This window comes from Methanomassiliicoccaceae archaeon DOK, assembly GCA_009911715.1.
Taxonomy (GTDB): domain Archaea; phylum Thermoplasmatota; class Thermoplasmata; order Methanomassiliicoccales; family Methanomethylophilaceae; genus Methanoprimaticola.
Map to the genome: position 1 here is coordinate 1,353,591 of CP047880.1, position 19,019 is coordinate 1,372,609.

Genomic DNA, 19,019 nt, shown 5'->3' on the forward strand with positions numbered 1-19,019 from the left:
CCTGAGGCCGTGGTAAAGGCATGGACACCCGTGTCAGGTACCTTCTCATACTGGCCGTCTACGTGGCGGCTTGCGTAGTGGTGGGGACGGGTGTCACGGTCCACCTGACCGACCTGAACGGGGCGGACTCGTTCTACTACGTGGTGCAGACCCTGTGGACCGTCGGGTTCGGCGACGTCATCCCCGCCGGACACGTGGGGAGGGTCATCACGCTGGCCCTCAACTTCTTCGGGACCATCGGCGTGCTCTCGGCGATCGGTATCGTCAGCGGTATCGTCCTGGACAGGTTCGTCGTCCGCCAGCGCAGGCTCGCGGAGGACTACGCCCACAGGCGCGAGCGCATCAGCTCCGCGATTCACGAGTGGGCGGACGAGAACGGAGTGGAGCGCGACAGGGTGGAGGAGGCGATCGTCTTCGATGAAGTCCACCGACGTCGAGCTTCTGAGATGGAGCGCGATCGTGGCCGCGTTCCTGGCGGTGTCCACCGCCGTGTTCTGCCATCTCGAGGGATGGAGCGTGTTCGACTCATTCTACTACTCGTTCACCACATCCACCTCGGCCGGGTTCGGAGACCTCGTGGTCTCGCGCGAGAACAGGGTCCTCGCCGCGGTGTTCATGATGGTCGGCGCGACCCTGGTCCTCTCGCTCGCTGCGAACGTCGGCCAGTGGATCATGGACACCGTCACCCGCAGACGCGCGGTGAGGGCGTTCAGAAGGGAGCTTGAGGCCACGGTGGCCAACCTCCGCGCCCTCGGCCCCGACACATCGGCGCTTGAGAGGAGACTGGACGCCATCGTTTCCGAGGGGGTCGAGGCGGCAGAGGCAGACGACCTGGACCTCGGCATCGGCGGCCACAGGTGAGTCAGACCATCCCATTGGCCAGTCTCCGGCCGAGATCCCTCGCCGCCTCGCGGTCCCTCGGGAACACCTCGTCCCTCTGGACGCGCTTCGACTCCATGTCGAATATCTGATGCTCGTACCTCTCGTAGTCGGGGTACTGCCACGTGTTGTAGCAGTACAGCTCCAGGGGCTCGCTGCCCGTCAGCCTCCTGGTGAAGCGCCTGAAGCGGTTGATGTCTATGCCGTAGTGCGCCAGCTGCTCCTCCGTGACGTTCATGGTGTAGACGTACGCCATGCGCACAGGGTGCTCGCAGAACGACGGCCCGTTGCCGTAGGAGACACGGGGGAACAACAGCCTCTCCAGGAACGCGTCCGTCATGGCGGACAGGCCGTTGAAGTAGATCGGAGATCCGACGACGAGCGCATTCGCGCCGTCGATTGCGTCGAGGCCCGGGGTGAGACCGTCCCTCATGGCGCATCCGTGCTCCTCCAGACCTATGCGCTTGCATGCGAAGCAGCTGGTGCAACCCCTGAAGTCCAGGTCGTAGAGGTTGAACAGCTCCGTCTCCGCGCCCGTCTCTGCGGCTCCGTCCAATGCGTCCTGCACCAGCGTGGCGGTGTTCCACTTCTTCCTGGGGCTTCCGTTGATCCCTATGACCTTCATGACCGGGAGATGGTCTCCAACCCTTAAAATCGATTTCCAGAATGGATTTTCATGGATTCCCCGAATCAACGTGACCGCACGGTGCCTCCTTTAAGAAACATCGCGCAGAAACGAGATGGCCGGCCGGGTTATCGAGACCCCCGACCGGCAGGAGAAGAGTAAATGGAAGTTACTTTCCTCCGGAGGACGTTTTACGTCCGGGTCTCGATCACGATGTTTGGCATCGAGATCGAGATCTCCGTCCAGTGATGGACGGACAAACCCTGGCCGTGAGGCCCCGGGCCTGTTAGGCGCAGGATCGGTTCGGGTATGAGTGTAGGAACGATGAGCTAGTATTTAAAGAATCGTTTCGACACTCGATGGCTTTAGTGCAATCTCAAAATCCTCTTCGGAACACGGGCCGCATTGGTTGCAGAACGCGCCTGTTCCGGAATCGGGATGAACACTCTGCGACCGGCATGCACGGCAGAGGCCCCATGATCCGGAGGACCTCCGTCGAATGGAGATTAGATACCGTCGAACCGCCTGACGCCCCTGCAGTTCGGGTAGTCGCAGCAGCCGTAGAACCTCCTGCCGTCGTGCTCCACGATCCTGACCGGTCCGAAGCACTCGGGGCAGAAAGGCGTGGACCTGGACAGCACCGGGCTCTGGCCCAGCAGCTCGGTGACGAACGGCGACCTGGCGGACTGGGCGTAGTGGTCCTCGTCCGTGCGGTTGACGATGAACAGTCTCCTCCTGGCCCTGGTCATCGCCACGTAGAAGACCCTCCTCTCCTCGGCCAGCGGTATCCCCTCGTCCCTGGTCGCGAACAGGTCCGAGAGCTCGTCGGAGACCGTGTTGGGGAACCCGCCGCGGTCCCTGTCGGCCAGTATGAACACGTTGTCGGCCTCGAGCCCCTTGGACGAGTGCGCCGTGAGAAACCTCACCGGCCTCACGTCCCTCCAGTCGCCGGAGTCCTCGTCCCACCTGCGGTAGACGATGTCCACAGATCCCGACTGGGACCTGTCCCCGAGGCTGAATGAGAACTGCCCGCTCCCGTATCCGAGGGCGTACACGTCCGCCCTGGTCCTGCCGATGATGAAGACCGACTCCCCGGGATCGATGAAGTCCAGGCGGTTGGCGATCGCCCTGGGGATGTCCCTGTCCGAGTTCACCGGCAGCAGCTGCGCCGGCCTGAACGGCGGGTCCCTCACCCCCCTGACCTCCTTCCTCTGCTGCATGGGGTTCGCCGACACGAACCTCCCGGAGAGGTCGACGATGGTCTGCGGGCAGCGGTAGGTGGTCTCTATCCTGGACACGGACACCGTCCCGTACCCTTCCCAGATCCTCTCGAAGTCGTAGAACTGCCACACGTCCCCGCCGCTGAATGAGTAGATGCTCTGCCAGTCGTCCCCGACGCAGAAGAGCCTGAACCCCGTCCTGTCCCTGATCGCCCTCAGCAGGCCGACCAGCGTCGGCGAGACGTCCTGGTACTCGTCCACCAGGACGTGCGTGTACCTCCTCCCGTAGGGCCCTCCGGCGCGGACGGACTCCGTGGCCTGGATGACCATATCGTCGTAGTCCGCCATGTCACCCTGCATGCAGAGCATGTTGTACTCGTCCCAGACCCTGTCCAGGAGGGACAGCTTCTCCTCCACGCGGGGGCGGGTCTTGGTGTCGTTGCGACCGTTGGCCCTCCTGAGGTCGCCGATGGTGGTCCCGGTTGACTTGCACCTGGAGATCAGCGCCCCCATGGCCTCTGGGAGCCTGTCGCCCCACGCGTTGATGACCTCGGCCGCCAGGTCGTTCGGGTTCAGCCTCTCGCACTGGAACCCGTGGCGCTCCATGTGCTCCCACGCCTCGCGGGGCTCCTTGGCTGCCTTCCTCACCACGTCGTCGTCGGAGTAGACGGTGAACCTGTGGCCCTTCCCGTCCTCGGCGTGGACGGAGGCGGGCTTCGTCTCCCTGTCGGTCACGACCGGCCTCTCGTACGTGCAGCGGATGCCGCACTCGAAGAGGGCGTCGGCGAAGTTCCTCAGGCCGCGGTTCCTGATGCTGATGCCGCAGAGCGACACGTCGGAGTACCCGACGGTGCGGAGCCCCTCGACGTAGAGAAGAAGCGCCCTCGCGAACCTGCGGTCGACCTCGGCCGTGTCGTACATGATCCTGCCGAGGAGCCTGGTCCTGTCCTTGCCGACGCAGGACCTCCTGCGGAGGATCCTGTTGCCAAGGGCGTGGATGGTCATCACGTCGCCGGGGAAGCCGCCGCCGAACTCCGAGTCGATGGAGGCGCGGAGGTCCGCGACGGTGTTGTTCGTCAGCGAGATGAGCAGGATGCCCTTCGGATCGACGCCTGTGTCGACCAGGTGCCTGACCTTCCCGACGAGCGTTGTGGTCTTCCCGGTGCCCGCGGCCGCGATGACCAGCTGGGTGTCCGCGTCATCCATGACGGCGGCCAGCTGCTGCGGGTCGAGGGGGTGCTCCCTCACCACCATGACTGGACCTGCTCCGACCATGGGCCCCACATCGTAAGGTCGGTCAATAGGGTTGCGGTGGGAGCCTGCGACCATCTCCGGCATGCCGACGAGCTCCAGCCTTATGCCGGGCTCATCCCTTGCGAAATCCTCCAGCCCCGGGGTGAATTATGGACATCGACAGTGATTTACTGTCAAAAATTTTCATGATTGCACATTGCTGTTATAATGCAAAATCACAACCGTATGCTGGCTCATGTGACGATCGGAAATTCGAGGCCGATGAACCCGGAACCGATTCACCGATGGGATCTCAGGGAGGACACGACGATCTCGTAAGCGTCCCTGTACGGGATGCCCCTCTCCCTGCATATGGCAGCGAGGGACTCGTACTCGGGATGGGCCTTCTCGATACCGTCCACGGTGCAGAACTTCACCTGCACCCTGCCGAGCGGCGTGTCCACATCCTCGATCCTGCGGTCCATCACGGTGCGGTCCATGACCGCCCTGCGGATCCCGACGGTGGAGGTCTCCTCGAAGATCACCCTCTCCATGCGCTCCCTGTCGGATTCGGAGCATATGACGGACAGCATGTACGCCGGACGCCCCTTCTTCATGAAGACCGGGGTGTAGTGGGCGTCCCTGGCCCCCTCGCGCATCAGCCTCCCCGCGGCGAAGCCCAGGGCCTCGCCCGTGCAGTCGTCCACGTTGCACTCCAGCTTGACGATCGTGTCCGTCTCCGGCGCGGGCGTGATAAGCATGGCCCTCAGGATGCCGGACCTCTCCGACTCCCTCTTGCCTGCTCCCATCCCGATCCTGTCTATGGTGAACGACCTCGGAACACCGCGGGTCCTGACCGCGGCGGCGAAGGCGGCGCCCGTGGGCGTGACGTACTCCCCCTTGGAGTCCGTGATCCTGAGCGCCAGCCCGCAGGCCCCGGCTATGTTGACGACCGCCGGCGCCGGCACCGGGATCACGCCGTGCTGGCACCTTATGCATCCGGTGCCCTCGTAGAGCTCGGAGAAGCACACGTCCGCGACCCCGAGGCTGTCGATGCAGACCCCCAGCGACACGACGTCGACGATGGAATCCACCGCACCGACCTCGTGGAAGTGGACCTGCTCGATCGGCACGCCGTGGGCCTTGGCCTCGGCCTCGCCGATGATTTTGAATATCCTCCTGGACACGGACTTGGCGTTCTCGGTCATGTCCGCGCCGTCGATGATCGCCAGTATCTCCGGCAGCCCTCTGTGGACGTGGTGGTGCGGATGCTCCATCTCCTCGTGGACATGGTGCTCCTCGCCGTGGGCGTGGCTGTGGCTGTGGCCGTACAGGTAGTCCGCGTCATGGTCGTGGTTGTCCTCGTCCAGGATCACGTTGAAGTCGCAGACGTCCAGTCCCGACTTGGAGACGCGCGTGACCTCGGTCCTGAACCCCGTGAGGTCGAGGGACGACAGGGCCCTGTCCAGCGCCTCCCTGTCGGCGCCGAGGTCGAGCATCGCCGCCACGGCCATATCGCCGCTTATACCTGAGTAGCATTCGAAGTAGAGCGTCCTTCCGTCCATCTGATCGCCTTCCAATCGACTCCCGGGTATAACTAGGGAGCGACCGGAGTGTCATCGGCAGCAGATATTTAGAGTTGACTCCAACTGTATCGTTCAGACGAGCCTCTCCAGCAGACCCGCCACGTCCCTGAGCCCCTCCCTTACGGGGAGATGCTGGGGGCAGGCCGCCTCGCACTTGCCGCAGCCCGTGCAGTCGGACGCCCTCCCATGGCCCTTGGACCTGTTCAGGTAGTAGAACCTCTGAGGCTGAAGGCCCTTCGCAGGAGCCATCCTGGCACTGTTGTAGATCTGGAAATAGTCCGATATGGGGATGTCCATCGGGCAGCCCTCGAGGCAGTACCCGCACGAGGTGCACGGGATCGCAGTGGATCCGCCGATGATCCCCGCCGCCCTGCGGACCGTTTCCTGTCCAGCGGCGTCCAGCGGCCTCGGGTCGGTCATGGTGCGCATGTTGTCCTCAAGCTGCGCCATATCGGACATCCCGGAGAGGACGGTCTCCACGCCCTCCAGCCCGGCGACGAACCTCATCGCCCATGACGCGGGGGTCGAGCCGGGTTCGGCCTCGTCGAACATCTCCCTGACGCTGTCGGGGACGTTCGCCAGCGCGCCTCCCTTCACGGGCTCCATGACCACGATGGGCTTGTGATGCCTCCTGGCGACCTCGTAGCACTTCCTCGACTGGATGGTGGGGCTCTCCCAGTCCAGGTAGTTTATCTGGAGCTGCACGAAGTCGTAGTCGTCGTTCTCCTCCAGCAGCCTCTCGAGGAACTCGGCGTCGTCGTGGACCGAGAAGCCGATCCTGCCGACCCTCCCCTCCTCCTTGAGCATCCTGACGAAGTCGAATGTCCCGAGACGGTCGGCGGTGTCGTACAGCCCGCGGCAGGGGTTGTGCACGAGGTAGCTGTCGAAGCGGTCGACGCCGCATCTGTCCAGCTGCTCCCTGAAGACCCTCTCTTGATCCTCCGGGACGCTGATCGACATCAGAGGCATCTTCGATGCTATGCGGAAGCTCCCGCGTGGATGCCTCTCGCTGAGCACCTTCCTCACGACCCTCTCGCTCATCCCCCTGTGGTAGAGGTAGGCGGTGTCGAAGTAGTCGAAACCGGATGCGAGGAAAGCGTCCACCATGGCCTCCAGCTGCGGGATGTCCACGCTGGTGGGGTCCTCCGGGTCCATCAGTGGCAGGCGCATCAGTCCGAATCCTAGTTCCGTCATGGATGCGACTATCCCAGAAGCGTATTTGGGCGTTGTGCAGGCTTAAACATATGTTTTTACTTATGTTATAACATATGTTCATCCAACAAGATGATTTCAACTTATGTTGAAACATAAGTTAATATGCGACACCGACGATAGATCGACGGTGATCGGTTGCCAATCCCAGTGAACGCATCGGACCTCATCTATGGCAGAAGGGTGGAGAGCGCCAGGATCGAATACAAGAAAGGATGGAATCCGGCCAAGGTGCTCCACACAATGTGTGCATTCGCTAACGATGTGGAGGGCTGGGGCGGGGGATACATCATCATAGGCGTGGACTTCGAGTCCGGAAGACCGGAGATCGTCGGAATAGACGAAAACACAGTCGACTCCATCAACAAAGAGCTGATCGGCATGGGCAATCTGATGGAGCCCAGATACATCCCGATAGCGGATCTGGAGCACGTGGACGGGAAAGATGTATTCCTGATCTGGGTACCGGCAGGGGACCGCAGACCGTACAGCTGTCCGGTCTCATACTCCAGGGAGAGGAAGAGCGGAGAGCGCGCCTACTACATCCGCAGACTGGCAAGCACCATCCGGGCAGACAGGGACGATGAGAGGATGCTGTTCGAGGCGTCCAGGAACAACCCCTTCGACGAATGCATCAACCCGGATGCCAGGATCGACGACCTGAGGCCGTCTCTGATCCGTGACTACCTGTACCGTGTCGGCAGCGACCTCTACAGGAAGGCGACAGACGAACCCATAGAGAGGCTGGCAGACCTGATGAGAATCGCGGGAGGGCCTCCCGAGGACCGCCGCCCCCTGAACGTGGGCATGATGTTCTTCAACGATGAACCGGACCGTTTCCTGCCAGGTGCATATGTGGAGGTCGTTCACAAACCGAAGCCCTCGGGAGAAGGTATGTCCGTCTGGCGCTTCACAGGGCCTGTGGACCGCCAGATCATAGAATCCATCAGGTTCCTGGAGAACACCTTCGTCACCGAACGCGTTTACAAGACAAACGACCCACAGGCGAGGAGGGTGCTGAGCTATCCTCCCAAGGCCATAAGGGAACTGCTGGTCAACGCCGTGTACCACAAGAGCTACGAGATGAGGGAACCCGTGGTCGTGACCGTCACTCCTGAGTGCATGGAGTTCCTGAACTACCCTGGCCCGTCCCCATCCATCACAGATGAGGACATACGGAACAACCGTCTCAACGTGAGCGCGTACAGGAACAGACGCACGGGCGAGTACCTGAAGGAACTGGAACTCGCCGAGGCCCGTTTCACGGGGATACCTCTGGTCATCGAGTCCCTCGAGAGGAACGGGTCGCCACCGTTGAGGATCCTCACAGACCCGTTGCGCACGTACTTCAAAGCGGTGCTCGGCATCCACCCGGACTTCCTGGAACAGGCGGAGTACGATGATTCGCCCATCGAGGACCGCATAGCCTCCGTGCTCAGATCCTCGGGATGCCTGTCCTTGCGCGAGATATCCCAGTCGCTCGGTTACAAAGGCATCAACAAGACCGTTTCCGAAGCCGTCAAGGGGATGATCTCCGAGGGCCGTCTCGAGTACCTCATTCCGGACAAGCCCCGCTCGCCCAAACAGAGGATATGCCTACGCAGATGACGTACTTGTACGGATCCCGTTCACTTCGACGGGTCGCGCATCGAGCATGGCATGGCGCAGAGGCACTTCCCGCAGATCTGCTCCCCTGTGAGCGGCACGTTCTCCGTGCACCTCTCCAGACAGGCGTCCCTCCTGAAGCCGTCCCCGGTCAGCGCGGACACGGGACAGGCTCTCATGCACCTTCCGCATGAGCCGTCGATCCTGAAGAGGCATCTCTCCTCGAGACAGGGGGCGTCGTGCGCGCATTGGATGTCCGTCACCACGGAGAAGAACCTCCCGGCGCACCCGGCTTCGGTGATGAGCATCCCGTTGACCCCGAAGTTCCCGAGGCCCGCAATGCGGGCGACGTGCCTCTGGGACCAGACGCTGTACGTCCCATCGATGATCGTCCCGGCGTCCTCCGGCACCGCGGCGCGGAACCCCATCGCCTCCACCTGGGAAGCGATGAACCTGTTCATCTCCGCGCACATGGCGTTGGTCAGGGAGTATGCATGGGACCACGACGCGACGGGGCGCTCGCCGCCGGCGTTGTCACCGACAACATCGCGGACGAACGGCATGAAGTAGGATATCACGGTCCTCGCGCCGGGGAGGTAGTCCTGGGGGACCTTGTGCGACGGGTGCGCCACGACCCTCAGCTCGGGGAACATCGGGGACCCAGCGTCCGCCAGCCCGACCATGGGCTCCCTCCAGATCGTCTCCAGTCCGCGCTCGGCGCAGTAGCCCTCCGAGAATCCGGCTATCCATTCCCCGACCCGGCGCTTCAGACCGTCCATGCATATCACGCCGAAGGGTCCCTGAACGAGCAGGGCATGCCAACGATGCACTTCCCGCACGCGTACAGTCCGTTGTAGGTCGCCCTGGAGGCGTCGCCGTACCTGTCGCAGGCCCAGCGGTCGTACCCTCCGGGCGTGAGGGCCTTGCTCCTGCACTTCCTCATGCAGGCTCCGCACGACCCGTCGATCTTGAAGAGGCAGCGCTCGCCCTCGACCGGGGCGTCCGGCTCCACGTCGAGGTTCGTGACGACGGAGTAGAACCTGCCGCAGCAGCCGCGGTCGGTGATGAGCATGTTGTTCTTGCCGAAGGCCCCCAGCCCCGCGATGTACGCCACATGCCTCTGGGACCACCTGCTGACGATGTCCCCCTCGATGCGGTCGTACTGCTCCGGCGTGGGGAACTCGGCCTCGAAGTCCAGCGCCCTGACGTCCGTGGCGACCGTGTCCGCCAGGTCGTCGATGATGCTGGTCGTGAGGGCGTAGGCGAACGCCCACTCGGTGGACGCGGTGTTCCCGGAGATGTTCCCCTTCGCCAGATCCCTGTCGTACGGGATGTAGTACGAGACGACGATGGTCGCCCCGGGCAGGATGTCCTCCGGCATGAGGTGGTCCGGATGGACGACCGTCCTGAGATCCTGGAACAGCGGCGACCTCGCGTCGGCGAACCCGACCAGCGGGTCCCCCCAGACCGGGTCGAACCCGTTCTCGTCGCAGTACCTGTCCAGGTACCTCTTGATAGTGTCCGTCAGAAGCTCCCTCACATCCAGATCCATGCCGGGCACGAAAGAGGAGCCCGTGATAAAGGTGACGGCCAGCCTCAGTCTCTCAGGCACCCAATGGGGATGACGTGGACCCCGTCCGGCCTTGTGTAGGCGTATCCGAGGGCCGTGATCACAGCCAGGGCGGACGGCGGCCTCATCCTCTCCGCATCTATCTTGTCCCTCAGCCTCTTCAACGTGGCAGCCCCCTGCTAGATTGCGTCCTCTCCGCCCAGCTTGACCTCGAATGCCACCCACCTGCCGCCGTAGACATGGACCACCGCGTCCGCCTTATATAGCCAGACTCTCGGATTCGAAGGCCGAATAACCTCTGACGGAATACACGATATACTGGATGAGGGAAGATCTGATTGTCACTATGCTACACACAGGTCTAACATTCCCGCGTTTCGTTATTGATTGATATAATTTTGGTGCAGATTGGTGGTAATATTCGATGCAAGTTGGCTATACTTTTAGATGCAAGTTGGCGGACAGAATCCATGCGGTTCCATGATGTGCCAGACGCGTTCCATAAACAGGAGGACTGCAAGAAAAGGGGGATCTTCCAGACCTCTATACCGACACGGAATCGGTAACGGTTCAAACATCATATTCAACGATGATGAACAACTGTGAAGAAGACGTACCAGGATCCCGGGGCGAGGAAGGTCCCCGCGGGCATGGACGCCCGCGGGGGTTCATAGTCAGAGTATGCCCATGTCCGTGAGCTTCTCCGGCAGGTACGTGTCCGTGACGTAGTCCAGACCGTACTTCGCCAGCGCCTGCTGCTCAGACTTCTTGCCCATGCCGAGCATCGCCTGGATCTCGTTGACCCAGAACTCGTCGGTGAACCTGGGGTCGGAGAGCTCGGCGTTGAGTGCGCCGACGTCCTTGTCGTTGAGCTTGTCGGTCGGCAGGTCGTAGTTCAGGATGTCCGACGCGGTGACGCCGATGAACTGCGCGGTGGGCGTCGCGAGGTACTCGGAGATGTGCGCGGTCTTGATGGCGCCGTACGCGACGGACGCGTAGATCCTGAACGACCAGGGGTCGCCGTCGGTGAAGACCGTGACTGGGAGGTTGTGCTCCTCGTTCATCCTCTTGATGAGGCGCCTGGTGGACCTGGCGGGCTGTCCGGACAGGTGCACGAGCACGCAGTCGTACTTCTCGGGGAACCCGTTCTCGATCAGCCTGGCGTACATACCTCCTGTCTCGATTGCCATGACGAACTTCGCGTTCCCGGGATCGATCTGGAAGGTGTCCTCCTCGACCTTGTACGGGACGGCGAACCCCGCCTCGGACACGTCGTCAACGCAGTTCATCGTCTTCATGCCCTTCTTCGTCATGGTCGTGAAGTTGACGTCGCCGTAGACGTGGGCACCGGACTCCTCCGGACGGAGCTTGAAGTCCTCCCTCATGCAGTGCGTGATGGTCTCCAGATCCTCCGCGAGCAGGTTGCTCTCGTCCTGGGTGTGGAACTTGGCGTTGTTCCATCCCTCGGAGATGTAGTACATCTCCCTCAGGGTGGACGACTTGTTCTCGCGGATCATCTCGTTGATGAAGTCCGCGGTGTAAACGGTCCTGAGCATCATGACCGCCCCGTTGACCGTCTTGGCGGAACGGGACGTCTTGAGGTCCCCGTACTTCCAGACGTTGTGCTGCGGGTCGAACTCGATGTTCCTCTTGGACCTCAGGGGGAGCTCCATGGTGGGGATCTGCCCGCCGTCCAGCTGGTCGTAGATCCTCTCGACCACGCCGGTGAGACTCTCCTGGGCGAGCTGCTGTCTGTTCTCATTCGTCGTCAAGGTCTTCAGCCTCCATCGTCTCTTCCTCCTCGTCCTCGACGTAGTCGCCCTCGTCGGTCTGGATGATCTCCATGCCTTTGATTCCCCAGTCGCCGGGGAGCATGTCGGCGCCCATGACCATCGCCGGGTTGAGCCCGGAGAAGTAGATGTCCTCGGCGTCGAAGGTGTCCGCCATGTCGCCCTTCAGCTCGAAGACCACGTCGATGTGCTTCGACGGCTGCAGGTCGGTCACCTCCCAGTTCGCCTTGCCCTCGTCGTTCATGTCGATGAACATCGGATTGGCGAACAGGGTCAGGTTGACGGCCTCCTTGGGCAGCTGGGCGTGGAGTCTGAAGCTGCGCGGGAGGTTGGTGTAGTTGTAAACCGTGTACGTGACCTCGCGGGTCTTCTTGTCGAGCTTCTTGACCGAGGGCTCGACCCAGACCACGTTCATGATCCTGGTGATCGTCATGTCCAGGTTGGGGACCGGCCTGTTGAGGTGCGCCGCCGCCTTCTGGGCCATGTCCGGGAGGATCTCCTGGACGATCTCGAACTTCGCGTGGGTCTTCTTCTTCCTCTCCAGCTTGTTGAGGTGGCTCTTGAGGTTCCTGGCGCAGAGCCTCAGCGCGAGGCCGATCTCGCTCTGCAGCTCGGGGAAGGACGCGATCGCCTCCTTGCCCTCGGAGGTGAACGGGACCTTTGTCGACGCCACGTGGACCAGGATGATCGCGGGTCCGAAGGGGATGCCCTTGCCTCCCCTCTGCTCCAGCCCGTACCTCCTCCAGTCCATCTCGGAGATGGCCTTCGTGATGGCGCATGCGCCCTGCTGGTAAAGCAGCGGGACGCGGTTGGCGAACCTGAGGATCTGGACCTGGCTGTCGGACGGGATGTCCCCGCCGTAGACGATGCCGGCCTCGACGATGAACGGGTTGCCGTTGACCGCCTTCGGGGAGCGGGTGACCGGCGTGGCGTAGTAGTCGGGCCTGAGCCCGTCCAGCACGTGCATCAGACCCTTCTTGATCAGGGTGTCCCCGATCGGCGACAGGCAGTCCGTCGGAGGGGCCATGATCTTGACCGTCTTGATGGCGGCCAGCATCGCTATGGCGTCCTCCCTGGTGATCTTCTCCGGCTTCTTGTCGCCGTCCACCTTGGACTTCTCCAGGATCTCGGTGGCGAGCCTGTCGGTGATCCTCGAGAAGTCGTTCTTGAGGAACGCCCTGACGGACTTCTGCGCGGAATTCGAGGCGTACTTGAGGAGGTCCCCGATCTCCATGCCCTCGGGATGGGGCTTGATCTCCTTCGGCCTCGGGGGCATGATGTCCGTGGCCCTCTCGAAAACGTACTTGGTGCCGTCGGGGTCGTGGAAAGTTATCTCGGCGTGGGGGTTCACGATGGCCGTGTCCTTCAGGTACTCGAACACGGACTGCTTCCCGGTGATGTACCTGCCCTTGATCGTGTACTCGATCTTGGTCCCGTGCTCCTTGCCCTCCCACGTGAACGCCTTGTCGTTGGTCACGATGGGGCGGTTCGTCTTGGTGTCGATGACGATGTCCATGCCCCAGGCGACCTCGTCGTCGCCCTCGATCTTGGAGATGACGTGGGCCGGCTTGCCGGTGGTGATGTTGCCGTACATCACGGTCGCGGATATCCCGATACCCTGCTGTCCCCTGGACTGCCTGAGGGCGTGGAACCTGGACCCGTAGAGCAGGCGCCCGAACACGTTGGGCATCATCTTGTGGACGATCCCGGGACCGTTGTCCTCGATGGATATCCTGTAGTCCTCGTCGTTGAGCCGCTCTATGACGACCTGGATGTCGGGCAGGAACCCCGCCTCCTCGCAGGCGTCCAGGGAGTTGTCCACCGCCTCCTTGATGCCCATGAGCAGGGACTTGGAGCGGGAGTCGAACCCGAGGATCTGCTTGTTCTTCTCGAAGAACTCGGTGACCGAGATCTCCTGCTGCTTGCTGGCCAGCTTCACAGCCGTCGCCGTCTTCTTCTTGGGAGCGGCGTCTCCGTTAGAAACTTCTTCCGAGGGCATCCGACCCTCGATATGGGGGAATCGCATTTAAGGATGGCTGGTTGGCGCACGGTTCCGGAGGGCCGCTCCGCGGACGGGGGACCACGGCGTTCCTCGACGCGGAACCGGCCTGTCCGAGGGCATGTGCCAGATGTCAGATGTCGACCCCGTCAGCGTCTGGGCATCCTGCCCTTCGGGAGGACCATCGTCTCCACGACGTCGCCCTCCTTCAGGCCCCTGAGGGTCTCCAGGTTGGATGAGGCGCGCCTGTCGCCGAGGCCCATGGCCTCGACGAAGAGCCTCTCCGCCTCCGCCAGGTCCCTCTCCACGCATGTGCCGGTCATGTAGAACGTGCCGAGGGCGTTCAGGGCCTGCGGGTACTTCCTCGCCGCCGCCCCCCGGATGAGCTCCAGCGCCTTCTCCGGATCCGCCTCGGTGGCGACCCCTCTTAGGTACATCATGCCGAGGGTGTACGTGGAGTACAGGTTCCCGTCCTCCGCGGCCTCGACGTTGAGCCTGAGCGCCTCCCCTTTGTCCTCGTCGACCCCGAAACCGTAGTAGTACATCTCGGCGAGATGTGCCTTGGCGTCGGACGAGCCCAGCGAGGCGGCGTACTCCAGATGCGGCAGGGCGTCCCGGTACCTCTTGATCCTGAAGTACCCCGTGCCCACCGCCAGGTTGGCCTCCACGCTGTCACCCGCCAGTTCTGAGAGTGTGTCTAGGTCGCGCTTCTTGGTCAGGTCGAACTTCCTGACCTGGTAGTCCGGCTGGTTCTTGGGCATGCACGGGCCATGGGCTCCTGACTATAACCAAACTGCGGAGACCGATTGCCGGGTGCTGGCGAAGCATTCGGAAACCGGATTCCACGAAAGTGATAAATCCGCTGTCCGCACGTTACACTCCTTATAATGGACACCAACATCCAGAAGTTCCAGGCTTTCGTGAAGACCGTCGACCTTGGAAGTTTCACCAAGGCGGCCGAGGCCCTGTCCTGCTCCCAGTCCGGCATCAGCCGCATGATAGGCGACCTCGAGAAGGAGTGGGGCGTGATTCTTCTGGAGCGCGGCAGGACGGGGATACGCCTGACCCCGGACGGCGCCAGGCTGCTGCCGGAGGCCAGGGCGCTCTGCGACTCGTACGACCGGCTGCAGTCCAGCGTGGACGAGATCAACGGCATCCACTCCGGGATCATAAGGATCGGCAGCCTGTCGAGCGTCGCCACGCACTGGCTACCGAGGATATTCGGGAGGTTCCTGACGGACTACCCCGACGTGAAGTACGAGGTGCTCCTCGGCGACTACGCGGAGATCGAGAACTGGATCGTCGAGGGCAGGGTGGACTTCGGCTTCCTCCGCATCCCGACCGTCCGCAACCTGGACACGACGTTCCTCTCACGCGATCCGCTGATGGCGGTCCTCCCCAATGGACATCCGCTGGCGGAGCTCGACGTCGTCCCGATCGAGGATCTCTGCAGGGAGGACTTCATCCTCGTCGAGAAGAAGTCCAGGTCGGACGCCGGCGAGCTCCTGAAGCAGCACGGCCTCCAGCCCAACGTCCGCTTCAAGACGTGGGACGACAACACGGTCCTGGCCGTCGTCGAGGCGGGATACGGCGTCACCATCCTCTCTGATCTGATACTCAGGAGGAACCCGTTCGACGTAGAGATCCGCCCGCTGGACGTCCCGGCTTACAGGGACATCGGGATCGCCATGCGCGACCACGAGACGATCTCCGCGGCGGTTCGCAGGTTCCTCGGGTACCTTCCTCTGCGGGACGACATGGTGGACAACTTCCTGGCCGGGATGGGTGAGGCCTTCCGCGCCCGCACGCTTCCGGGGGACATCCCGGGAACCGACGGGAAGGACCTGTGAGCCGATTGAAGAGCCGAGGATGACGGTGGCTTGTCCACACTAAATGGCGTAAACGTTATCAAAGACCAATATATTAGTGTCTATCCGATGACAAGTCTGATGAGGTTCGGGATCTCTGGGAACACATACGCCATCAGCGGGGCGACCGCGAAGGGCAGACGGGATGAGAACCAGGACTTCTACGCCTGGTCGGTTGTCAGCGACGGACGGATCGAATCCTGCATCGGCGGCGATGTGCTCCGGTCCTCCGCGGAGAACCGTCCCGAAATGATGCTTGCCCTGGTCTGCGACGGACTCGGCGGGATGCGGGACGGCGCCGCCGCGAGCAGGACCGTGGTGGAGGACCTGATCAGATGGTTCATGACTGACGGACCGTCCGAGGACGACCCGAACGGTTCCCTGGAGACGGCGATCATCGCATCCGACGCGTGGCTCGGCATCCGCCACAGCGGCAGCGGGACCACGCTGTCGGCGGTGATGTCGATTGGCGGCAGCTGGGTCTCCGCCCACCTGGGAGACAGCAGATGCTACCGCGTCTCTGGGAGAGGGGTGTGGCGCACCAGGGACCAGTCCCCCGTGGAGGACCTGTTCAGAGCCGGGATGATCACGGAGGACGAGATGAACACCCACTCGCGGAGCAACGTGATGGACTTCTGCATGGGCCTGGGCGAGGCCCGCCGCACCGTGTTCGACGACCTCGGGGACGATTGGGACAGGCTGGTCCTTTGCTCCGACGGTGCGTTCGGTTACATGGGGGCGGAGGACTTCCGCTCCATCCTGAGGGCATCCGGGAGCGCTGAGGACATCGTTGATGCGGCCTATGAACGCGGCAGCACCGACAACATAACCGCGGTCCTGATCGAAAAGTCGCGAAGAGCCTAATAACAAGATGATATATCCCGCCACGATACAAATGGTCGACGAGAAAGCTATTCAGGTCGCGCAGGAGAAATTCGGCGCACTCGTCAGAAAGCAGCTCGAGAGGGTCGAGAAACTGAAGGCCGAGGATGGCCCCATCGACTACTCCAAGCTGGACAAGCTCATCATCGGTGTCTGCGGCGGAGACGGGATCGGACCCTACATCTGCGCTTCGGCCCAGAAGGTCATGGAGTTCCTCCTGGCGGACAAGATCGCCGCCGGGAAGGTCGAGATCAGGCAGATCGACGGCCTGACTATCGAGAGGAGGGCCGAGGTCATGAAGGCCATCCCCGACGACACCCTCGAGGAGCTCAAGAAATGTCACGTCATCCTCAAGGGACCCACCACGACCCCCGCCAAGGGCGACCCCTGGCCGAACATCGAGTCGGCCAACGTCGCGATGAGGAAGGAGCTGGACCTGTTCGCCAACGTCAGGCCCGTGTCCGTCCCCGAGCTCGGCATCGACTGGACCTTCTTCAGGGAGAACACCGAGGGATCCTACGCCCTGGGAAGCGACGGTTTCTTCGTGTCCGACGACCTGGCGATGGACTTCTGCGTGGCCACCCACCAGGGTACCGAGAGGATCATCCGCGCCGGATTCGAGCACGCCAAGAAGACCGGCAAGAACTACGTGTCCATCATCGTCAAGGCCAACATCATCAAGACCACCGACGGACTGTTCGTCGACCTGGCCGACAAGATCGCTAAGGACTACCCCGAGGTCAAGCACGACGTCTGGTTCGTGGACATCACCACAGCCAAGCTGATCGACCCCGCCAGGAGGAGCGATTTCAAGGTCTTCGTCCTGCCCAACCTGTACGGCGACATCATCACCGACGAGGCCGCCCAGATCCAGGGAGGAGTCGGAACTGCCGGTTCCGCCAACATCGGAAACAGGTACGCCATGTTCGAGGCCATCCACGGCTCCGCGCCCAGGATGGTCACCGAGGGACGCGCCCAGTACGCCGACCCCTGCAGCATGATCAAGGCCGTCGCCCTCATGATGAACCACATCGGCGAGTCCGAGAAGGGAAGGAAGCTCGAGATGGCCCTGGACATCTGTACCCAGTTCGAGAAGAAGCTGGTCATGACCGGAAGGTCCACCGGAGCCACAGGCGACGAGTTCGCCCAGTACGTCCTCGACACCATCCAGCGCCCCGACCTCGAGCAGGCCTGGCAGGGATACGTCGACGCGGCGATTGCCAAGGCGAAGAACTGATAACAAACTCCGAGGGTCTCCCGTCGCGTTTCTGACGGGAGGCCCCATCACACATTTCCCGTTCTCGAAGATACGTTGCACAGACGTTCGGCAACAGCACCCTTCACACAGCCTCCATCTCATCATTTCCACGAATAATGTACAATTGTTCGCTTATTATCGATAATTATATACACCTCCAGGATGAATTCTCATCCCAGTGCTTGTGCAGGAGGATCACCGATCTGACCTCTCCCTACACAGACACCACTGAAAAGAGGTGTATGGATATGGCAGAGACAAGCAAGAAGCACGACAGGGAGCTCAGGAGAAAGGAGAAGAAAGCCGCACGCGAGGCTAGACACAACGCCCGCAACGCGGCCTGATGCCCTCAATCGCCCGGCGTAAGCCGGGCCTCCCTTATTCTTCCGATTATCATCATGTCCGTCATTTTTTACTGAAATCGTTATAAAAAAAACGAAGTGCTGACAGACTCAGTATATAGTATTTCTTCTTCGATTTATATTCTGCGCTGCTTCCATAATTCGGTACGAATGCGGAACCGCAGTCCGTAAATACCGATTCCGCAGACTTCACATCCAAGCGTCTGCGGGAAGGAAAGGCCCGATGAAGACCTCGACGGATCCACGGACACTAAGAGGTGTTTGAAATGACCGACGAGAAGAAAGAGACAAGAGAGGAGAAGAAGGAGGAAAGGAAGGAGGCCCGCGAGAAGAGACACGAGGAGCGCGAGGCGAAGAGGGAAGAGAGAAAGGAGGAGCGCGAGAAGAAGCACGCCGAGCATGAGGCGGAGAAGGAGAAGAGACACGCCGAGAAGGAAGCCAAGAAGGAGCACAAGGCGTAACGAGCGTCTTCACCTGACAAGGAGGTATGTAGTATGCACATGAAGGAGCAGAAGCATGAGAGCAAGCACGACAGAGAGGAGAAAAGGAAGGAGAAGAAAGCGGAGCGCGAGGCGAGACACAACGCCCGCGAGAACCCGACCAACTGAAAACTCCGACGAGGGACAGGCACACACCTGCTCCCCGCCTTTTGATTGTATAATTGTTTAGAAACGATCGCTTTGGACGCGTAACAGCCACGGCCCCATAGCTGGCGTCCCATCGGAAAACCCGACTGACGTCACTTCTTCCTTCTGTCATCCTTCCTGTCCGGAACAGTGCACTGATTAAGAAAGTCCGGAGCCAGCTCGTTCCAGTCATCGAACAGACTGGCACCCTCGCCGGGCTTGGACATGTACGGCTTGTACTTCTCGTAAAGATCACTCCTCCGCTTCTTCTCCTCTTCGGAACACATCGCTATCACCTCCGGGC

The 19,019-nt window shown here is 61.7% G+C and carries 18 protein-coding genes; 7 read left to right on the plus strand and 11 right to left on the minus strand.

Annotation, left to right across the window (positions count from 1 at the left end):
• Window positions 1–20: 20 nt before the first annotated feature.
• Together JS82_06775 and JS82_06780 are read left to right on the plus strand one after the other, a co-directional pair.
• The gene (locus JS82_06775) at window positions 21–725 is read left to right on the plus strand and encodes a hypothetical protein (GenBank protein QHK17825.1); all 705 of its coding nucleotides are present in this window, start codon (window positions 21–23) and stop codon (window positions 723–725) included.
• On the plus strand, window positions 490–861 hold the full coding sequence (locus tag JS82_06780) for a hypothetical protein (GenBank protein QHK17826.1): 372 nt from the start codon (window positions 490–492) through the stop codon (window positions 859–861). Before JS82_06775 ends, JS82_06780 begins: the two co-directional genes overlap by 236 nt.
• Before the next feature lies 1 nt (window position 862).
• Here JS82_06780 and JS82_06785 read toward each other — a convergent pair whose 3' ends face one another.
• From JS82_06785 to JS82_06800, 4 genes are all read right to left on the minus strand, one after another.
• A complete protein-coding gene (locus JS82_06785; protein QHK17827.1) occupies window positions 863–1,504 on the minus strand; it encodes a flavodoxin family protein in 642 nt (213 codons plus the stop codon).
• A 506-nt stretch (window positions 1,505–2,010) separates the two neighbouring features.
• Window positions 2,011–3,999: a UvrD-helicase domain-containing protein gene (locus tag JS82_06790; GenBank protein QHK17828.1), complete on the minus strand. Its 1,989-nt coding sequence runs from the start codon at window positions 3,997–3,999 to the stop codon at window positions 2,011–2,013.
• Window positions 4,000–4,256: 257 nt separating this feature from the next.
• The gene (larC, locus tag JS82_06795; protein ID QHK17829.1) at window positions 4,257–5,522 is read right to left on the minus strand and encodes a nickel pincer cofactor biosynthesis protein LarC; all 1,266 of its coding nucleotides are present in this window, start codon (window positions 5,520–5,522) and stop codon (window positions 4,257–4,259) included.
• A 93-nt stretch (window positions 5,523–5,615) separates the two neighbouring features.
• On the minus strand, window positions 5,616–6,737 hold the full coding sequence (locus JS82_06800) for a 4Fe-4S dicluster domain-containing protein (protein QHK17830.1): 1,122 nt from the start codon (window positions 6,735–6,737) through the stop codon (window positions 5,616–5,618).
• A 168-nt stretch (window positions 6,738–6,905) separates the two neighbouring features.
• On the opposite strand from JS82_06800, the gene JS82_06805 reads away from it, so the two are divergent.
• Complete coding sequence (locus JS82_06805) at window positions 6,906–8,363, plus strand: AAA family ATPase (protein ID QHK17831.1); 1,458 nt, start codon at window positions 6,906–6,908, stop codon at window positions 8,361–8,363.
• Between the two features lie 20 nt (window positions 8,364–8,383).
• On the opposite strand, the gene JS82_06810 is transcribed toward JS82_06805, so the two are convergent.
• The 6 genes from JS82_06810 to JS82_06835 all read right to left on the minus strand — a co-directional run bounded on the left by JS82_06810 (window position 8,384) and on the right by JS82_06835 (window position 14,480).
• Entirely contained in the window at window positions 8,384–9,139 is a 756-nt protein-coding gene (locus tag JS82_06810) for an epoxyqueuosine reductase (protein QHK17832.1), read from the minus strand.
• A gap of 5 nt (window positions 9,140–9,144) precedes the next feature.
• Window positions 9,145–9,912: an epoxyqueuosine reductase gene (locus tag JS82_06815; protein ID QHK17833.1), complete on the minus strand. Its 768-nt coding sequence runs from the start codon at window positions 9,910–9,912 to the stop codon at window positions 9,145–9,147.
• 44 nt (window positions 9,913–9,956) lie between these two features.
• Window positions 9,957–10,094 (minus strand): hypothetical protein, encoded by a 138-nt coding sequence (locus JS82_06820; protein ID QHK17834.1) that lies wholly within the window; start codon window positions 10,092–10,094, stop codon window positions 9,957–9,959.
• 510 nt (window positions 10,095–10,604) lie between these two features.
• Window positions 10,605–11,702, minus strand: coding sequence for a DNA topoisomerase IV subunit A (locus tag JS82_06825; protein QHK17835.1), 1,098 nt, complete (start codon window positions 11,700–11,702; stop codon window positions 10,605–10,607).
• On the minus strand, window positions 11,689–13,719 hold the full coding sequence (locus JS82_06830) for a DNA topoisomerase VI subunit B (GenBank protein ID QHK17836.1): 2,031 nt from the start codon (window positions 13,717–13,719) through the stop codon (window positions 11,689–11,691). Before JS82_06830 ends, JS82_06825 begins: the two co-directional genes overlap by 14 nt.
• Window positions 13,720–13,868: 149 nt before the next feature.
• Window positions 13,869–14,480, minus strand: coding sequence for a hypothetical protein (locus JS82_06835; GenBank protein QHK17837.1), 612 nt, complete (start codon window positions 14,478–14,480; stop codon window positions 13,869–13,871).
• Between the two features lie 126 nt (window positions 14,481–14,606).
• On the opposite strand from JS82_06835, the gene JS82_06840 reads away from it, so the two are divergent.
• The 4 genes from JS82_06840 (at window position 14,607) to JS82_06855 (ending at window position 18,550) form a co-directional block, all read left to right on the plus strand.
• Entirely contained in the window at window positions 14,607–15,569 is a 963-nt protein-coding gene (locus JS82_06840) for a LysR family transcriptional regulator (protein ID QHK17838.1), read from the plus strand.
• An 87-nt stretch (window positions 15,570–15,656) separates the two neighbouring features.
• Window positions 15,657–16,451 (plus strand): hypothetical protein, encoded by a 795-nt coding sequence (locus JS82_06845; protein QHK17839.1) that lies wholly within the window; start codon window positions 15,657–15,659, stop codon window positions 16,449–16,451.
• A 31-nt stretch (window positions 16,452–16,482) separates the two neighbouring features.
• The gene (locus JS82_06850; protein QHK17840.1) at window positions 16,483–17,706 is read left to right on the plus strand and encodes an isocitrate/isopropylmalate dehydrogenase family protein; all 1,224 of its coding nucleotides are present in this window, start codon (window positions 16,483–16,485) and stop codon (window positions 17,704–17,706) included.
• A 649-nt stretch (window positions 17,707–18,355) separates the two neighbouring features.
• Entirely contained in the window at window positions 18,356–18,550 is a 195-nt protein-coding gene (locus JS82_06855) for a hypothetical protein (GenBank protein QHK17841.1), read from the plus strand.
• A gap of 278 nt (window positions 18,551–18,828) precedes the next feature.
• Here JS82_06855 and JS82_06860 read toward each other — a convergent pair whose 3' ends face one another.
• On the minus strand, window positions 18,829–19,002 hold the full coding sequence (locus tag JS82_06860) for a hypothetical protein (GenBank protein QHK17842.1): 174 nt from the start codon (window positions 19,000–19,002) through the stop codon (window positions 18,829–18,831).
• Between the last annotated feature and the right edge of the window lie 17 nt (window positions 19,003–19,019).

Bases quoted from the DNA above. Each gene is read 5' to 3' on its own strand.
- JS82_06775 (QHK17825.1), top strand. From the start codon at position 21: ATGGACACCCGTGTCAGGTACCTTCTCATACTGGCCGTCTACGTGGCG.
- JS82_06785 (QHK17827.1), bottom strand. From the start codon at position 1,504: ATGAAGGTCATAGGGATCAACGGAAGCCCCAGGAAGAAGTGGAACACC.
- JS82_06790 (QHK17828.1), bottom strand. From the start codon at position 3,999: ATGGTCGGAGCAGGTCCAGTCATGGTGGTGAGGGAGCACCCCCTCGAC.
- larC (QHK17829.1), bottom strand. From the start codon at position 5,522: ATGGACGGAAGGACGCTCTACTTCGAATGCTACTCAGGTATAAGCGGC.
- JS82_06800 (QHK17830.1), bottom strand. From the start codon at position 6,737: ATGACGGAACTAGGATTCGGACTGATGCGCCTGCCACTGATGGACCCG.
- JS82_06810 (QHK17832.1), bottom strand. From the start codon at position 9,139: ATGGACGGTCTGAAGCGCCGGGTCGGGGAATGGATAGCCGGATTCTCG.
- JS82_06815 (QHK17833.1), bottom strand. From the start codon at position 9,912: ATGGATCTGGATGTGAGGGAGCTTCTGACGGACACTATCAAGAGGTAC.
- JS82_06830 (QHK17836.1), bottom strand. From the start codon at position 13,719: ATGCCCTCGGAAGAAGTTTCTAACGGAGACGCCGCTCCCAAGAAGAAG.
- JS82_06835 (QHK17837.1), bottom strand. From the start codon at position 14,480: ATGCCCAAGAACCAGCCGGACTACCAGGTCAGGAAGTTCGACCTGACC.
- JS82_06840 (QHK17838.1), top strand. From the start codon at position 14,607: ATGGACACCAACATCCAGAAGTTCCAGGCTTTCGTGAAGACCGTCGAC.
- JS82_06845 (QHK17839.1), top strand. From the start codon at position 15,657: ATGACAAGTCTGATGAGGTTCGGGATCTCTGGGAACACATACGCCATC.
- JS82_06850 (QHK17840.1), top strand. From the start codon at position 16,483: ATGGTCGACGAGAAAGCTATTCAGGTCGCGCAGGAGAAATTCGGCGCA.
- JS82_06855 (QHK17841.1), top strand. From the start codon at position 18,356: ATGACCGACGAGAAGAAAGAGACAAGAGAGGAGAAGAAGGAGGAAAGG.
- JS82_06860 (QHK17842.1), bottom strand. From the start codon at position 19,002: ATGTGTTCCGAAGAGGAGAAGAAGCGGAGGAGTGATCTTTACGAGAAG.